The 15,131-nt window shown below is 61.1% G+C and carries 11 protein-coding genes; 3 read left to right on the top strand and 8 right to left on the bottom strand.

All coding sequences use genetic code 11. The features are described 5' to 3' along the window. Positions 1 to 35: 35 nt before the first annotated feature. The 8 genes from rpsA to mtnA all read right to left on the bottom strand — a co-directional run bounded on the left by rpsA (position 36) and on the right by mtnA (position 12,242). Complete coding sequence (gene rpsA / locus PVZ78_RS03430; protein ID WP_007931318.1) at positions 36 to 1,730, bottom strand: 30S ribosomal protein S1; 1,695 nt, start codon at positions 1,728 to 1,730, stop codon at positions 36 to 38. Between the two features lie 121 nt (positions 1,731 to 1,851). Further along, a complete protein-coding gene (cmk, locus tag PVZ78_RS03435; RefSeq protein ID WP_273828225.1) occupies positions 1,852 to 2,541 on the bottom strand; it encodes a (d)CMP kinase in 690 nt (229 codons plus the stop codon). Beyond that, positions 2,538 to 4,745 (bottom strand): bifunctional prephenate dehydrogenase/3-phosphoshikimate 1-carboxyvinyltransferase, encoded by a 2,208-nt coding sequence (locus PVZ78_RS03440; RefSeq protein ID WP_273828230.1) that lies wholly within the window; start codon positions 4,743 to 4,745, stop codon positions 2,538 to 2,540. The genes cmk and PVZ78_RS03440 overlap by 4 nt, the downstream gene beginning before the upstream one ends. A gap of 28 nt (positions 4,746 to 4,773) precedes the next feature. After that, complete coding sequence (gene hisC, locus PVZ78_RS03445) at positions 4,774 to 5,886, bottom strand: histidinol-phosphate transaminase (protein ID WP_273828226.1); 1,113 nt, start codon at positions 5,884 to 5,886, stop codon at positions 4,774 to 4,776. Between the two features lie 10 nt (positions 5,887 to 5,896). Then, entirely contained in the window at positions 5,897 to 6,991 is a 1,095-nt protein-coding gene (gene pheA / locus PVZ78_RS03450; RefSeq protein WP_009045010.1) for a prephenate dehydratase, read from the bottom strand. Then, positions 6,991 to 8,076 (bottom strand): 3-phosphoserine/phosphohydroxythreonine transaminase, encoded by a 1,086-nt coding sequence (gene serC / locus PVZ78_RS03455; protein ID WP_009050167.1) that lies wholly within the window; start codon positions 8,074 to 8,076, stop codon positions 6,991 to 6,993. Before serC ends, pheA begins: the two co-directional genes overlap by 1 nt. A 64-nt stretch (positions 8,077 to 8,140) precedes the next feature. Further along, positions 8,141 to 10,810, bottom strand: coding sequence for a DNA gyrase subunit A (gyrA, locus tag PVZ78_RS03460; protein ID WP_009050168.1), 2,670 nt, complete (start codon positions 10,808 to 10,810; stop codon positions 8,141 to 8,143). A gap of 355 nt (positions 10,811 to 11,165) precedes the next feature. Then, positions 11,166 to 12,242 carry an S-methyl-5-thioribose-1-phosphate isomerase gene (gene mtnA, locus PVZ78_RS03465; protein WP_016704368.1) on the bottom strand — a complete coding sequence of 359 codons (1,077 nt, stop codon included), beginning with the start codon at positions 12,240 to 12,242 and terminating at the stop codon, positions 11,166 to 11,168. 108 nt (positions 12,243 to 12,350) lie between these two features. On the opposite strand from mtnA, the gene PVZ78_RS03470 reads away from it, so the two are divergent. From PVZ78_RS03470 to mupP, 3 genes are all read left to right on the top strand, one after another. Further along, entirely contained in the window at positions 12,351 to 13,682 is a 1,332-nt protein-coding gene (locus PVZ78_RS03470) for a TRZ/ATZ family hydrolase (protein ID WP_009050170.1), read from the top strand. A gap of 64 nt (positions 13,683 to 13,746) precedes the next feature. After that, complete coding sequence (ubiG, locus tag PVZ78_RS03475) at positions 13,747 to 14,445, top strand: bifunctional 2-polyprenyl-6-hydroxyphenol methylase/3-demethylubiquinol 3-O-methyltransferase UbiG (RefSeq protein ID WP_007932212.1); 699 nt, start codon at positions 13,747 to 13,749, stop codon at positions 14,443 to 14,445. Positions 14,446 to 14,449: 4 nt separating this feature from the next. Beyond that, positions 14,450 to 15,121, top strand: coding sequence for an N-acetylmuramic acid 6-phosphate phosphatase MupP (mupP, locus tag PVZ78_RS03480; RefSeq protein ID WP_007932213.1), 672 nt, complete (start codon positions 14,450 to 14,452; stop codon positions 15,119 to 15,121). Positions 15,122 to 15,131: the final 10 nt, after the last annotated feature.

Consider the following 15,131-nt stretch of genomic DNA (forward strand, 5'->3'; position numbering starts at 1 on the left):
ACCGAAGTCGCCCTTTTTCTATGGTCTGACAGAACTTAGTTCTGCTTTTCCATCTGTGCACGCAGCAGGTCGCCCAGAGTGGTAGGACCAGCAGCGATATCCGAAGCAGCTGGCTTGTCGCGCAGGCTCTGGATAGCTTCTTTCTCGTCTTCAACGTCTTTCGACTTGATCGAGAGCTGGATTACACGGCTCTTACGGTCAACGCTGATGATCTTGGCTTCAACTTCTTCGCCTTCTTTCAGGACGTTACGAGCATCTTCGATGCGGTCACGGCTGATTTCGGAGGCTTTCAGAGTAGCTTCGATATCGTTGGCCAGGGTGATGATGGCGCCTTTGGCGTCAACTTCTTTTACTACACCCTTAACGATTGCACCCTTGTCGTTCTCTTGAACGTACTCGGAGAACGGATCGCTTTCCAGTTGCTTGATACCCAGGGAGATACGCTCACGCTCTGGGTCAACCGACAGGATAACGGTGTCCAGCTCGTCGCCCTTCTTGAAGCGGCGTACGGCTTCTTCGCCCACTTCGTTCCAGGAGATGTCGGACAGGTGAACCAGACCGTCGATGCCACCGTCCAGACCAATGAAGATACCGAAATCGGTGATCGACTTGATGGTGCCGGAGATTTTATCGCCCTTGTTGAACTGGCCAGAGAAATCTTCCCATGGGTTAGATTTGCACTGCTTGATGCCCAGGGAGATACGACGACGCTCTTCGTCGATGTCCAGAACCATAACTTCCACTTCGTCGCCGACTTGTACGACTTTCGAAGGATGGATGTTCTTGTTGGTCCAGTCCATTTCCGAAACGTGCACCAGACCTTCAACACCTTCTTCCAGCTCAGCGAAGCAGCCGTAGTCGGTCAGGTTGGTTACACGAGCGGTAACGCGAGTGCTTTCTGGGTAACGGGCTTTGATAGCAACCCATGGATCTTCGCCCAGTTGCTTCAGGCCCAGGGAAACACGATTGCGCTCGCGATCGTACTTCAGAACCTTGACATCGATCTCGTCGCCAACGTTGACGATTTCGGAAGGATGCTTGATGCGCTTCCAAGCCATGTCGGTGATGTGCAGCAGGCCATCGACGCCACCCAGATCGACGAATGCGCCGTAATCGGTGAGGTTTTTGACGATACCTTTGACTTGCTGACCTTCCTGCAGGGATTCCAGCAGAGCTTCACGCTCAGCGGAGTTCTCGGCTTCGAGGACGCTACGGCGGGAAACGACAACGTTGTTGCGCTTCTGGTCGAGTTTGATGACTTTAAACTCGAGCTCTTTGCCTTCCAGGTGCGTGGTGTCGCGCACTGGACGGACGTCAACCAGAGAACCTGGCAGGAACGCACGGATGCCGTTAACGTCGACAGTGAAGCCGCCTTTAACCTTACCGTTGATAACGCCCTTGACCACTTCTTCGGCTGCGAAGGCTGCTTCCAGAACGATCCAGCATTCAGCGCGCTTGGCTTTTTCACGGGACAGCTTGGTTTCACCAAAGCCGTCTTCAACCGAATCCAGAGCAACGTGAACTTCATCACCAACATTGATGGACAGTTCGCCAGCATCGTTGTAGAACTGCTCAAGCGGGATCAGCGCTTCAGACTTCAGACCAGCGTGAACGGTTACCCAACGCGCTTGGTAGTCGATGTCGACGATAACACCGGTGATGATGGAGCCTGCCTGAAGGTTCAGGGTTTTTAGGCTTTCTTCAAAGAGTTCCGCAAAGCTTTCGCTCATTTTAATTCCTGTTGATAAGGGCGAAGAATACGCCCATCTGCCACATCCCAGACAATGTGGGTTACGTTCATATAAAAGAAGGACCGCAGGACTATGACTGGTCCCCTGCGCTCCTCCTTGGTCACCCGGCGATATCGCGAATGGCGATTTCACTCAAGATGCGTTCCAACACCTGCTCGATGGACAACTCCGTGGAATCCAGCTGTATCGCGTCAACCGCCGGTTTGAGCGGGGCGACTGCTCGCTGGGTGTCACGCTCATCGCGCGCACGAATCTCATCTAGCAGACTCGACAGACTAACACCATCGACTTTTCCCTTCAACTGCAAGTAACGGCGACGCGCGCGCTCCTCGGCACTTGCAGTGAGGAATATCTTCAGGGGTGCATCGGGAAACACCACTGTCCCCATGTCACGCCCATCGGCCACCAGCCCCGGCGGCTCCTGAAAAGCCCGCTGACGCTGCAGCAGCGCATCGCGTACGGCCGGCAGCGCCGCGACCTGGGACGCCCAGGCCCCCACCTGCTCGTTGCGCAAATCGTCGGTGACGTCATCACCTTCCAGGATGATGCGTTGCGAATGACCTTCGGTCGCGCCGACGAACTGTACATCCAAATGAGCCGCCAACAGTTTCAGCGATTCCTCATTGGTCAGGTCGACACCATGATTGCGTGCAGCAAAAGCCAGCAAACGGTACAAGGCACCGGAATCCAGCAGACACCAACCCAAGCGCTTGGCCAAAATCCCGGCGATAGTGCCCTTGCCCGAGCCACTTGGCCCATCGATGGTGATGACTGGCGCCTTGATGTTCACGAATGAGCCTCTTGAGCAACGCGAATACCGACCTGCGCGCACAACGCGAGGAAGTTCGGGAAGGACGTGGCAACGTTGGCGCAGTCATGGATGCGGATTGGCGCATTGGCGCGCAGCGAGGCCACGCTGAAGGCCATCGCAATACGGTGGTCGCCATGCCCGTGCACTTCGCCGCCGCCAATCTGGCTGCCATCGATGATGATACCGTCCGGCGTCGGCTCGCACTTGACGCCCAGGGCCAGCAGGCCATCCGCCATCACTTGAATACGGTCGGACTCCTTGACCCGCAGCTCTTCAGCGCCACGCAGCACGGTACGCCCTTCGGCACAGGCCGCGGCAACGAACAGCACCGGGAATTCGTCGATCGCCAACGGGACCAGTTCTTCCGGAATATCGATCCCCTTGAGCTTCGCTGCGCGAACACGCAGGTCCGCCACCGGTTCGCCGCCGACTTCCCGCTGGTTCTCCAGGCTGATATCAGCCCCCATCAGATGCAGGATATCGATTACCCCGGTACGAGTCGGGTTAATGCCAACGTGCTCGAGCACCAGCTCGGAACCTTCGGCGATGGACGCAGCCACCAGGAAGAAGGCCGCCGAGGAGATATCCGCAGGCACCTCGATATGGGTCGCCTGCAGCTTGCCACCGGACTCGACCGAGGCCGTGGCGCCGTCGACCGCCACCGGATAACCGAAACCACGCAGCATGCGCTCGGTGTGATCACGGGTTGGCGCAGGCTCAGTCACCGTGGTCTTGCCCTCGGCGTACAGGCCAGCCAACAGCAGGCAGGACTTAACCTGGGCACTGGCCATTGGCATGGTGTAAGTCAGGCCCTTGAGCTTGTGACCGCCACGGATGGTCATCGGCGGACGCCCTTCCGCGGCAGTTTCAATCACCGCCCCCATCTCGCGCAGCGGATTGGCTACGCGATTCATCGGACGCTTGGACAGCGAAGCATCACCCGTCAGCACGCTATCGAAACTCTGCGCAGCCAGTAGGCCGGACAGCAGACGCATCGAGGTGCCGGAGTTGCCCAGATAGATCGGTCCCGGAGCCGGCTTCAGGCCATGCAGGCCAACGCCATGAATGGTCACGCGACCATGGTGCGGGCCTTCGATCACCACGCCCATGTCACGGAAAGCCTGCAGCGTCGCCAGGGCGTCCTCGCCCTCGAGGAAGCCTTCGACTTCGGTAGTACCTTCAGCCAGGGAGCCGAGCATGATCGAACGGTGAGAAATCGACTTGTCGCCTGGTACACGAATCCGCCCAGTCAGGCGGCCACCAGGATTTGCCAGGAAAATCAGGTTATTGGAGTTCATAGCGTCCACATAGGCCCGACGGGCCAGGATTTTACTGAAATGCTCGCGAGCAACCCGGGCGCGAGTGAATACGCCCAACAACTGGTGCCCATCCCCTGCATCGACCGCGTCGCGCAAGGCGTCGAGGTCGTTGCGAAATGTATCGAGTGTGCGCAGGACAGCTTCGCGATTGGCGAGGAAGATGTCGTGCCACATGACCGGGTCACTACCGGCGATTCTCGTGAAATCACGGAAACCGCCCGCAGCGTAGCGGAAGATGTCCAGATTTTCACTGCGCTTGGCCAACGAATCGACCAGACCGAACGCCAGCAAGTGCGGCAGATGACTGGTCGCCGCCAACACTTCATCGTGGCGCTCGACCTGCATATGCTCGACATCGGCCCCCAGCTCTCGCCAGAGCTTGTCGACCACCGCCAGCGCTGCCGGGTCGGTCTGTTCCAGCGGTGTCAGGATCACCTTGTGGCGACGGAACAACTGGCCATTGGCGGCCTCCACCCCACTCTGCTCGGAACCGGCGATCGGATGCCCCGGGACGAAGCGCGGCGGCATGCCGCCAAAAGCCTCGGTCGCCGCTCGCACCACATTGCCCTTGGCGCTGCCGACATCGGTCAGGATCGCCTGCCCCAGATCCATGCCGGCCAGAATCGCCAGCAACTTTTCCATGGCCAGAATCGGTACCGCCAGCTGGATCACGTCAGCGCCCTGGCACGCCAGCGCCAGGTCTTCTTCACAGCGATCCACCACACCCAGCTCAACGGCCAGCTTGCGCGATTGCGGGTCGAGATCGACGCCGACCACCTCGCGGCATACGCCACTTTCACGCAGGCCCTTGGCAAAGGAACCGCCGATCAGTCCCAGACCGACCACCACCAGGCGACCGATCATAGGCACCGCAGGTTGCACTGGAATGACATCAACCACGAGCCAGAACCTTGGCCAAAGCCTCGAGGAAACGCGTGTTTTCAGCCGGCAGGCCAATGGTCACGCGCAGGTGATTCGGCATGCCGTAGTTGGCCACCGGACGCACGATCACCCCTTCACGCAACAACCCCTGGAACACCGGCGCGGCAACCCGCCCGACATCCACCGCGATGAAGTTGCCCCTGGAAGCGATCCAGCTCAGGCCCAGCTCCCGGAAGCCGGCTTCCAGCTGCTGCATGCCCGCCTCATTCAGACGGCGGCTTTCGGCCAGGTAATCGGTATCCTCCAGCGCCGCACACGCCGCCGCCAGGGCCAGGCTGTTGACGTTGAATGGCTGGCGAACGCGATTGAGCACATCAGCCACTGTCGGAGTCGACAAGCCATAACCCACGCGCAACGCGGCCAGGCCATAGGCCTTGGAGAAGGTTCGCGAAACCAGCAGATTCGGATAGGCCGCCAGAAAGTCCAGGCCATCCGGCAGATCGCTGCCTTCGGCATATTCGATGTAAGCCTCGTCCAGCACCACCAGCACATGCGCCGGTACGTCCTGGAGGAACTCGTCCAGCGCCTCGGCGCTGAACCAGGTACCGGTCGGATTGTTCGGGTTGGCGATAAAGACCACCCGGGTATCGGCATCGATGGCCTGCAGCATGGCCGGCAAGTCATGCCCCCAGTCCTTGGCCGGAATCACGCGGGCTTCGGCGCCCACGGCCTGGGTAACGATCGGGTAGACCGCAAAGGCGTGTTCGCTGAACACCGCATTCAGGCCAGGCGCCAGATAGGCTCGGGCGACCAGTTCCAGAATGTCGTTGGAACCGTTACCCAGGGTGACCTGCGCCAGCTCGACGCCACAGCGCTCGGCCAGCAGGGTCTTGAGCGCAAAGCCATTGCCATCTGGGTAACGAGTCAGCTCGGCCAGCTCTTCGCGAATCGCCGCCAGCGCCTTGGGGCTGGCGCCCAGCGGGTTTTCGTTGCTCGCCAGCTTGACGATTTTCGCCGGATCGATATCCAGCTCGCGTGCCAGTTCGTCCACGGGTTTGCCCGGAACGTAAGGCAAAAGTTGTTGCACGCCCGGCTGCGCCAGAGCGAGGAAGTCGCCACTCATTGTTAAAGCCTCAGAGAACCGCTTTCGGGTAGGAACCCAGCACCTTGAGTGCCACTGCTTCCTGACTGATCTTTTCCAGCACACCCTTGATCAATGGATCGCGATGGTGGCCGACGAAGTCGATGAAGAACACATAGGTCCACTTGCCGCTGCGCGAAGGCCGGGTTTCGATACGCGTCAGATCGATGCCGTTGTCATGGAAAGGCACCAGCAGCTCATGCAGAGCGCCAGGCTTGTTGCTCATGGAAACGATGATCGAGGTCTTGTCGTCGCCGGTCGGCGGTACTTCCTGGTTGCCGATCATCAGGAAGCGCGTGGAGTTGTCCGGGCGATCCTCGATTTTCTCGGCCAGACGGGTCAAGCCGTACAGGCTCGCCGCCATGTCGCCGGCGATGGCCGCCGAGTTCCATTCGCCCTTGACCCGCTTGGCCGCTTCGGCGTTGCTGGAAACCGCAACCCGTTCGACATTCGGATAATGGGCATCCAGCCACTTGCGGCACTGCGCCAGGGACTGGGCATGGGAGTAGATGCGGCTGATGCTGTCGGTCTTGGTGTTTTCACCAACCAGCAGATGATGGTGGATACGCAGTTCGACCTCGCCGCAGATCACCATGTCGTGCTCCAGGAAACTGTCGAGGGTGTGGTTGACCGCACCCTCGGTGGAGTTTTCCACAGGCACCACGCCAAAGTTCACCGCACCCGCCGCCACTTCACGGAACACCTCGTCGATCGCCGCCATCGGCTTGCTGATCACCGCGTGACCGAAGTGCTTCATGGCTGCAGCCTGGGTGAAGGTGCCTTCCGGACCGAGGTAAGCCACTTTCAGCGGCTGCTCGAGCGCCAGGCAGGACGACATGATTTCACGGAACAGCCGCGCCATCTCTTCGTTGCCCAACGGCCCCTGGTTGCGTTCCATCACCCGCTTGAGCACCTGAGCCTCACGCTCAGGACGATAGAACACCGGCACTTCGCCTTCGGCCAGCGAGGCCATCTTTACTCGCGCGACTTCCTGGGCGCAGCGCGCGCGCTCACTGATCAGCTCCAGGACCTTCTCGTCCAGAGCGTCAATGCGCAGGCGCAGTGCCTTGAGTTCTTGCTCAGACATTAGCCGTGTTCCTTCTCGAACTCTGCCATGTACGCCACCAGCGCGTTGACCGCATTGATGTCGACGGCGTTGTAGATGGAGGCGCGCATGCCGCCTACCGAACGGTGACCCTTGAGGTTCAACAGGCCACGCGCGTCGGCACCGGCCAGGAACGGCTTGTCCAGACGGTCATCGGCCAGGCGGAACGGTACGTTCATCCACGAGCGGTCCGACTTGTTGATCGGGTTGCTGTACAGGCCGCTGGCGTCGATGAAGTCGTACAGGGTGCGCTGCTTGACGTCATTGAGCTTGGCGATGGCTTCCACCCCACCCTGCTCCTTGAGCCACTCGAACACCAGGCCGGACAGGTACCAGGCCAGGGTCGGCGGAGTGTTATACATCGAGCCGTTATCCGCCGCGACCTTGTAGTCGAGCATGGTCGGACACAGCGAACGCGCGCGACCCAGCAGGTCCTCGCGAACGATATTGACCAGGATGCCGCTCGGGCCGATGTTTTTCTGCGCACCGGCGTAGATCATGCCGAAACGGGAGATATCCACAGGGCGCGAGAGGATGTCGGAGGACATGTCGGCCACCAGCGGAACGTCGCCGGTTTCCGGGACCCACTGGAATTCCAGGCCGCCGATGGTTTCGTTCGGCGCGTAGTGCACGTAGGCCGCGTCTTTCGACAGCTGCCATTCGTTCTGGCCAGGGATGGCGAAATAATCGTAAGGCTTGGCGGTGGCAGCCACATTGACATGGCCATAGCGCGAGGCTTCTTCAATGGCTTTCTGCGACCAGATACCGGTGTCGATATAGTCGGCAGTGCCATTTTCCGGCAGCAGGTTCAGTGGGATCTGAGCAAATTGCTGGCTGGCGCCGCCTTGCAGAAACAGCACTTTATAGTTCGAGGGGATATTCAGCAGATCACGCAGATCCTGCTCGGCCTTGGTGGCAATGGAGACGAACTCATCGCTGCGATGGCTCATCTCCATGACCGACAGGCCCTTGCCATGCCAATCCAGCAATTCGGCCTGGGCACGCAACAGGACAGCTTCAGGTAGCGCAGCGGGACCTGCGCAGAAGTTATAGGCTCGTTTGCTCACATCCACTCTCGCTATGCATTCACGGTAGCGGACAGAGCAAACACTCTGCCCTGCTACGATTTATTTAGTCTTGCGACTCTTCTTCGCCTGCGGCGTCAGCCTGTTGGCCTTCGACGGCATCATCCGAGTCGGTCGCCGCATCCAGCACGGCGCCCTCGAGCACCTCGCCATCTTCGTCTTCCAATTCGTCACCTTCGACTTCGGAAGGCTCCTGAACCCGCTCCAGGCCTACCAGCGTTTCGTCGTTGGCCAACTTGATCAAGGTCACGCCCTGAGTGTTACGACCCAGGCTGGACACTTCGTCGACCCGGGTGCGCACCAGGGTGCCCTGGTCGGAAATCAGCATGATTTCCTCGCCGTCGAGCACCTGAACCGCGCCGACCAGACGGCCGTTACGCTCGTTGCTGACCATGGCGATAACGCCTTGACCGCCACGCTTGTACTCAGGGAACTCGGTGATCGCCGTACGCTTGCCATAACCCCGCGCCGAAGCGGTGAGGATCTGGCTGCCTTCTTCCGGGATCAGCATGGAGATCAGCTTCTGCCCTTCCGGCAGACGCATGCCGCGCACACCGCGGGCGGTACGGCCCATGGCACGAACGTCGGACTCCTTGAAGCGAGTCACCTTGCCACCATCGGAGAACAGCATGACTTCGCGCTCGCCATCGGTGATCGCGGCGGAAATCAGCACATCGCCCTCGTCCAGTTCCAGCGCGATCAGACCGACGCTGCGCTGACGGCTGAAGGATTCCAGCGGGGTCTTCTTCACGGTGCCGTTGGCGGTCGCCATGAAGATGTAGTGACCTTCGGTGTATTCCTCGACCGGCAGCATGGTGGTGATGTACTCACCATCGTCCAGCGGCAGCAGGTTGACCAGCGGACGGCCGCGGGCGGCACGGGAAGCCTCGGGAATTTCGTAGGTTTTCAGCCAGTAGACCTTGCCCTTGCTGGAGAACAGCAACAGCGTGGTGTGACTGTTGGCCACCAGCAGGTGAGCGATGTAGTCCTCATCCTTGACGCCGGTTGCCGACTTGCCTTTACCGCCACGACGCTGGGCCTGGTACGCAGCCAGCGGCTGGGTCTTGGCATAACCGCCGTGGGAAATGGTCACGACGCGTTCCTCTTCCGGAATCATGTCGCCCAGGGTCAGGTCGAGACGGGCATCGAGGATCTCGGTGCGACGCACATCGCCGTATTCGGCGCGAATCACTTCCAGCTCTTCGCGGATCACTTCCATCAGGCGCGTGGCGCTGTTGAGGATGCGGATCAGCTCGCCGATCTGGTTGAGGATCTCCTGGTACTCGGCCAGCAGTTTTTCATGCTCGAGGCCGGTCAGGCGGTGCAGACGCAGTTCCAGGATGGCCTGTGCCTGCTCTGGCGACAGGAAGTACTTGCCGTCGCGCAGACCGTATTGCGGATCGAGGTTCTCCGGACGGCAGGAATCCGCGCCGGCGCGCTCGACCATGGTCATCACCGCGCTGGATTCCCAAGGCGTGCTGACCAGCGCTTCCTTGGCTTCCGACGGGGTCGGCGAAGCCTTGATCAGGGCGATGACCGGGTCGATGTTCGACAGGGCAACGGCCTGGCCTTCGAGAATGTGGCCACGCTCACGGGCCTTGCGCAGTTCGAACACAGTGCGGCGGGTCACCACTTCACGGCGGTGACGCACGAAGGCTTCCAGCAGGTCCTTCAGGTTGAGGATCCGCGGACGACCGTCGATCAGCGCAACGATGTTGATACCGAACACGCTCTGCAGCTGGGTCTGGGCGTAGAGGTTGTTGAGGATCACCTCCGGCACTTCGCCACGGCGCAGCTCGATCACCACGCGCATACCGTCCTTGTCGGACTCGTCGCGCAGCTCGGTGATGCCTTCGAGCTTCTTCTCCTTGACCAGCTCGGCGATCTTCTCGATCAGGCGCGCCTTGTTCAGCTGGTAAGGCAGCTCGGTGATGACGATCTGCTGACGGCCACCGACCTTGTCGATGTCCTCGATGATCGAGCGGGCACGCATGTAAATGCGTCCGCGACCGGTACGGTAGGCTTCGATGATGCCTTCGCGACCGTTGATGATCGCCGCAGTCGGGAAATCCGGGCCCGGGATGTGCTGCATCAGCTCATCGACGGTCAGTTCCGGGTTGTCGATCAGCGCCAGGCAACCGTCGATGACTTCGCCGAGGTTGTGCGGCGGAATGTTGGTCGCCATGCCCACGGCGATACCGCTGGAGCCGTTGACCAGCAGGTTGGGGATCTTGGTCGGCATGACCGCGGGGATCAGTTCGGTGCCGTCGTAGTTCGGCACCCAGTCCACGGTTTCCTTGTGCAGGTCGGCCAGCAGCTCGTGCGCCAGCTTGGTCATGCGCACTTCGGTGTATCGCATGGCCGCCGCGTTGTCGCCGTCGACCGAACCGAAGTTACCCTGGCCGTCTACCAGCAGGTAGCGCAGGGAGAATGGCTGGGCCATACGAACGATGGTGTCGTACACCGCGGTATCACCGTGCGGGTGATACTTACCGATCACGTCACCGACAACACGGGCAGATTTCTTGTACGGCTTGTTCCAGTCGTTACCGAGCTCGCTCATCGCGTACAGCACACGCCGGTGCACGGGCTTCAAGCCATCGCGCGCATCAGGCAGTGCCCGCCCGACGATTACGCTCATCGCGTAGTCGAGATAGGACTGTTTCAGCTCGTCTTCGATATTGACCGGGAGGATTTCTTTGGCCAGTTCGCCCATGAGAAGCCTGATTCCTTTTTCTGGTGAAACTTCGTCACATCCATATGGGACGAACGAAGCTCGCCGCTGCAGGCCTAGTGCCATGCACCGACTTACGACAAATCAACAAGTTATGCCATGGATTTGCGCAGTGAAGGCGGTCACTTCGGACCACCTTGGAAACCGCCGGATGTTATCACAATCGCCGCCACGCACCTATCCCCCTGATGCGCATGGAGCATAGTTAGTTGACCGGTGACAGGCTGATAAGAGACGAGAGAAGCTCAGAGGCGGATTCCGCACTTAAATGCAGATTTTTTCCCGGACTGACGACCGCCCCACGGCAGCCGTCAGCGAAACCTCTTGCAAAATGACCTCAGTGCAGGCGCTTGCGGCACATCAACTGGGCCATTTTTGCGGTGTCGGGACGCTCGACGATGCCTTTCTCGGTGACGATGGCGTCGATCAGGTCCGCCGGGGTGACGTCGAATACCGGGTTGTAGGCCTCCACATCCGCCCCTACCCGCTTGCCACCGACCTCGAGCAACTCCTTGCCATCACGCTCTTCGATCGGAATGTCTTCGCCGCTGGCCAGGGCCATGTCGATGGTCGAACTCGGCGCGACCACCATGAAACGCACGCCGTGGTGCATCGCATTGACCGCCAGCTGATAGGTGCCGATCTTGTTCGCCACGTCGCCGTTGGCAGTAATGCGGTCGGCGCCGACGATCACCCAGGTCACGCCCTTGGTTTTCATGATATGCGCGGCAGCGGAGTCGGCATTCAAGGTCACCGGGATGCCTTCGTTGGCCAGCTCCCAGGCGGTCAGCCGCGAGCCTTGCAGCCAGGGACGGGTCTCATTGGCATATACCCGTTCGACCATCCCCTCGATAAAGGCCCCGCGAATCACCCCCAGGGCCGTGCCGAAGCCTCCGGTCGCCAGGGCGCCGGTGTTGCAATGGGTCAGGATGGCCTGGGCATTGCCCTGATGCCGGCGAATCAGGTCAACACCTAATTGGGCCATGGTCAGGTTGGCTTCGCGGTCGCTTTCATGAATGGCCAGGGCTTCCGCTTCCAGCACCGCCAGCGGGTCGGCGTGGTCCTTGAGGCGCTCCAGGCGCTCACGCATGCGGTTCAGCGCCCAGAACAGGTTGACCGCGGTCGGGCGCGAATCGGCGAGCAGCGCAAAGTCTTCCTCCATCGCCGCCTGCCAGTCGCCACCGGCGACAAAACGTGCGCGCGCGGCCAGGACCACGCCATACGCGGCGCTGATACCGATCGCCGGCGCACCACGCACCACCATTTCGCGAATGGCCTCTGCGACGCCGGCCGCACTGGTGTAGGCGATCCAGCGCTCTTCGAAGGGCAAAATACGCTGATCGAGCAGATACAGGGCGTCATCCCGCCAATCGATGGCCTTCACCTTCTCCGCAGCCAACAGTCGGTCGCGCATCCCTCACCCCGCACTCATGAACAAAAGCCGCCGATTATAGCGATCCCCCGGCGAAGACGCTCGGGTATACTTCGCCATCCTCCACAAACGCCCTGGAACCGATCTTCGATGCCGAACCCTGTCGTTGCGCTCGACCTACTCCTGTTGCCGACCTGGCTGGTGCCTGTTGAACCGGCCAGCGTAGTGCTCAAGGAGCACGGCCTGGGTATCCGCGACGGCCGCATCGTGTTCATCGGCCCGCGTGCCGACGCCTTGAAGCTGCAGGCTGCCGAGGTCCGCGAACTGCCCGGCATGTTGCTCAGCCCCGGCCTGATCAATGCCCATGGACACGCGGCGATGACCCTGTTCCGCGGCCTGGCCGACGACCTGCCGCTGATGACCTGGCTGGAAAACCACATCTGGCCCGCCGAAGCCAAATGGGTCGATGAAGCCTTCGTCCGCGACGGTACCGACCTGGCCATCGCCGAACAGCTCAAAGGCGGCATCAGCTGTTTTTCCGACATGTACTTCTTCCCGAAGGTTGCCAGCGAGCGCGTGCACAACAGCGGCATTCGGGCGCAGATCGCCATTCCGATCCTCGACTTTCCGATTCCGGGCGCCCACAGCGCCGACGAGGCCATCCGCCAGGGCGTCGAGCTGTTCAGCGACCTCAAGCATCATCCGCGCATCAAGATCACCTTCGGCCCCCACGCGCCCTATACGGTCGGCGACGAAAACCTGGAGAAGATCCGGATCATTGCCGAAGAACTCGATGCATCCATTCATATGCATGTCCATGAAACCGCCTTCGAGGTGGAACAGGCCATCGCCCGGCACGGTGAACGGCCCCTGGCCCGCCTGGCGCGGCTGGGACTGCTCGGGCCGCGCTTCCAGGCCGTACACATGACCCAAATCAGCGATGACGACCTGGCTTTGCTGGTAGAAACCAACAGCAATGTCATTCATTGCCCGGAGTCGAACCTGAAACTGGCCAGCGGCTTCTGCCCGGTGGAACGGCTGTGGCAGGCTGGCGTCAATGTTGCAGTAGGCACCGATGGGGCCGCCAGCAACAACGACCTGGACCTGCTCGGCGAAACCCGCACCGCCGCGCTGCTGGCCAAGGCCGTGGCGGGCTCGGCCACCGCCCTGAATGCCCACCAGGCACTGCGCATGGCCACGCTCAACGGCGCGCGGGCCCTGGGCCTGGAGAGCGAAATCGGCTCGCTGGAACTCGGCAAGGCCGCGGACCTGGTGGCCTTCGACCTGTCTGGCCTGGCGCAGCAACCGATCTACGACCCGGTTTCGCAGCTTATATATGCCACCGGCCGCGATTGCGTGAAACACCTTTGGGTCGCCGGCAAGCAATTGCTCGACGACCGGCGCCTGACGCGCCTGGACGAACAACAGCTGCACGCCACGGCGACAGCCTGGGGCCGGCGCATCAGCGGCCATACCGAATAGCAGGAACCCTCGAGCCGCGGCTCGAGACCGATAGCAAGCATTTTCCAGATTCAGAGGATTACCCATGAGCAACGTCGACCACGCCGAAATCGCCAAATTCGAAGCCCTCGCCCATCGCTGGTGGGACCGCGAAAGCGAATTCAAGCCGCTGCACGATATCAACCCGCTGCGGGTCAACTGGATTGACGAGCGCGTCAACCTGGCTGGCAAGAAAGTCCTCGACGTCGGTTGCGGCGGCGGCATCCTCAGCGAAGCCATGGCCCAGCGCGGCGCCACGGTAACCGGCATCGACATGGGCGAGGCCCCGCTGGCGGTGGCACAGCTGCATCAACTGGAGTCCGGGGTGAACGTCGAATACCGGCAGATCACCGCCGAAGCCCTGGCCGAGGAGATGCCCGAGCAGTTCGACGTCGTCACCTGCCTGGAGATGCTCGAGCACGTACCGGACCCGTCCTCGGTGATCCGCGCCTGCTTCCGCATGGTCAAGCCCGGCGGCCAGGTGTTCTTCTCCACCATCAACCGCAATCCAAAGGCCTACCTGTTCGCCATCATCGGCGCCGAATACATCATGAAGCTGCTGCCACGCGGCACCCATGACTTCAAGAAATTCATCCGTCCTTCCGAACTGGGTGCCTGGAGCCGCGACGCCGGCCTGACCGTCAAGGACATCATCGGCCTGACCTACAACCCGCTGACCAAACACTACAAGCTGGCCGCCGACGTCGACGTCAACTACATGATCCAGACCCTGCGAGAGGAATAAGCCCATGCGTATCAGAGCAGTTCTTTTCGACATGGACGGCACCCTGCTCGACACCGCGCCGGACTTCATCGCCATCTGCCAGGCCATGCGCGCCGACCGCGGCCTGGCGCCGATCGCGGACAAGCATATTCGCGACGAAATCTCCGGCGGCGCCCGGGCGATGGTGGCCGTGACCTTCTCGATGGACCCGGAATCCCCGGGCTTCGAGGAACTGCGCCTGGAGTTCCTGGAGCGCTACCTCAAGCATTGCGCGGTGCACAGCAAGCTGTTCGACGGCATGGCCGAGCTGCTGGCCGATATCGAGAAGGCCAATCTGCTCTGGGGCGTGGTCACCAACAAGCCGGTGCGCTTTGCCGAGCCGATCATGCAGCAGCTGGGCCTGGCGGAACGTTCCGCCCTGCTGATCTGCCCGGACCACGTAAAGAACAGCAAACCCGATCCGGAACCGTTGATCCTCGCGTGCAAGATGCTCGACCTCGACCCGGCCAGCGTCCTGTTCGTCGGCGACGACCTGCGCGACATCGAATCGGGCCGCGATGCAGGCACCAGGACCGCCGCCGTGACCTACGGCTACATCCATCCGGACGACAATCCCAAGCATTGGGGCGCCGACGTGGTGGTCGATCACCCACTGGAACTGCGCCAGGTCCTGGATCAGGCGCTGTGCAGCTGCTGACCGGCCCAGG

The sequence above is a fragment of the Pseudomonas sp. SBT1-2 genome (assembly GCF_028640875.1).
Taxonomy (GTDB): Bacteria; Pseudomonadota; Gammaproteobacteria; order Pseudomonadales; family Pseudomonadaceae; genus Aquipseudomonas; species Aquipseudomonas chlororaphis_I.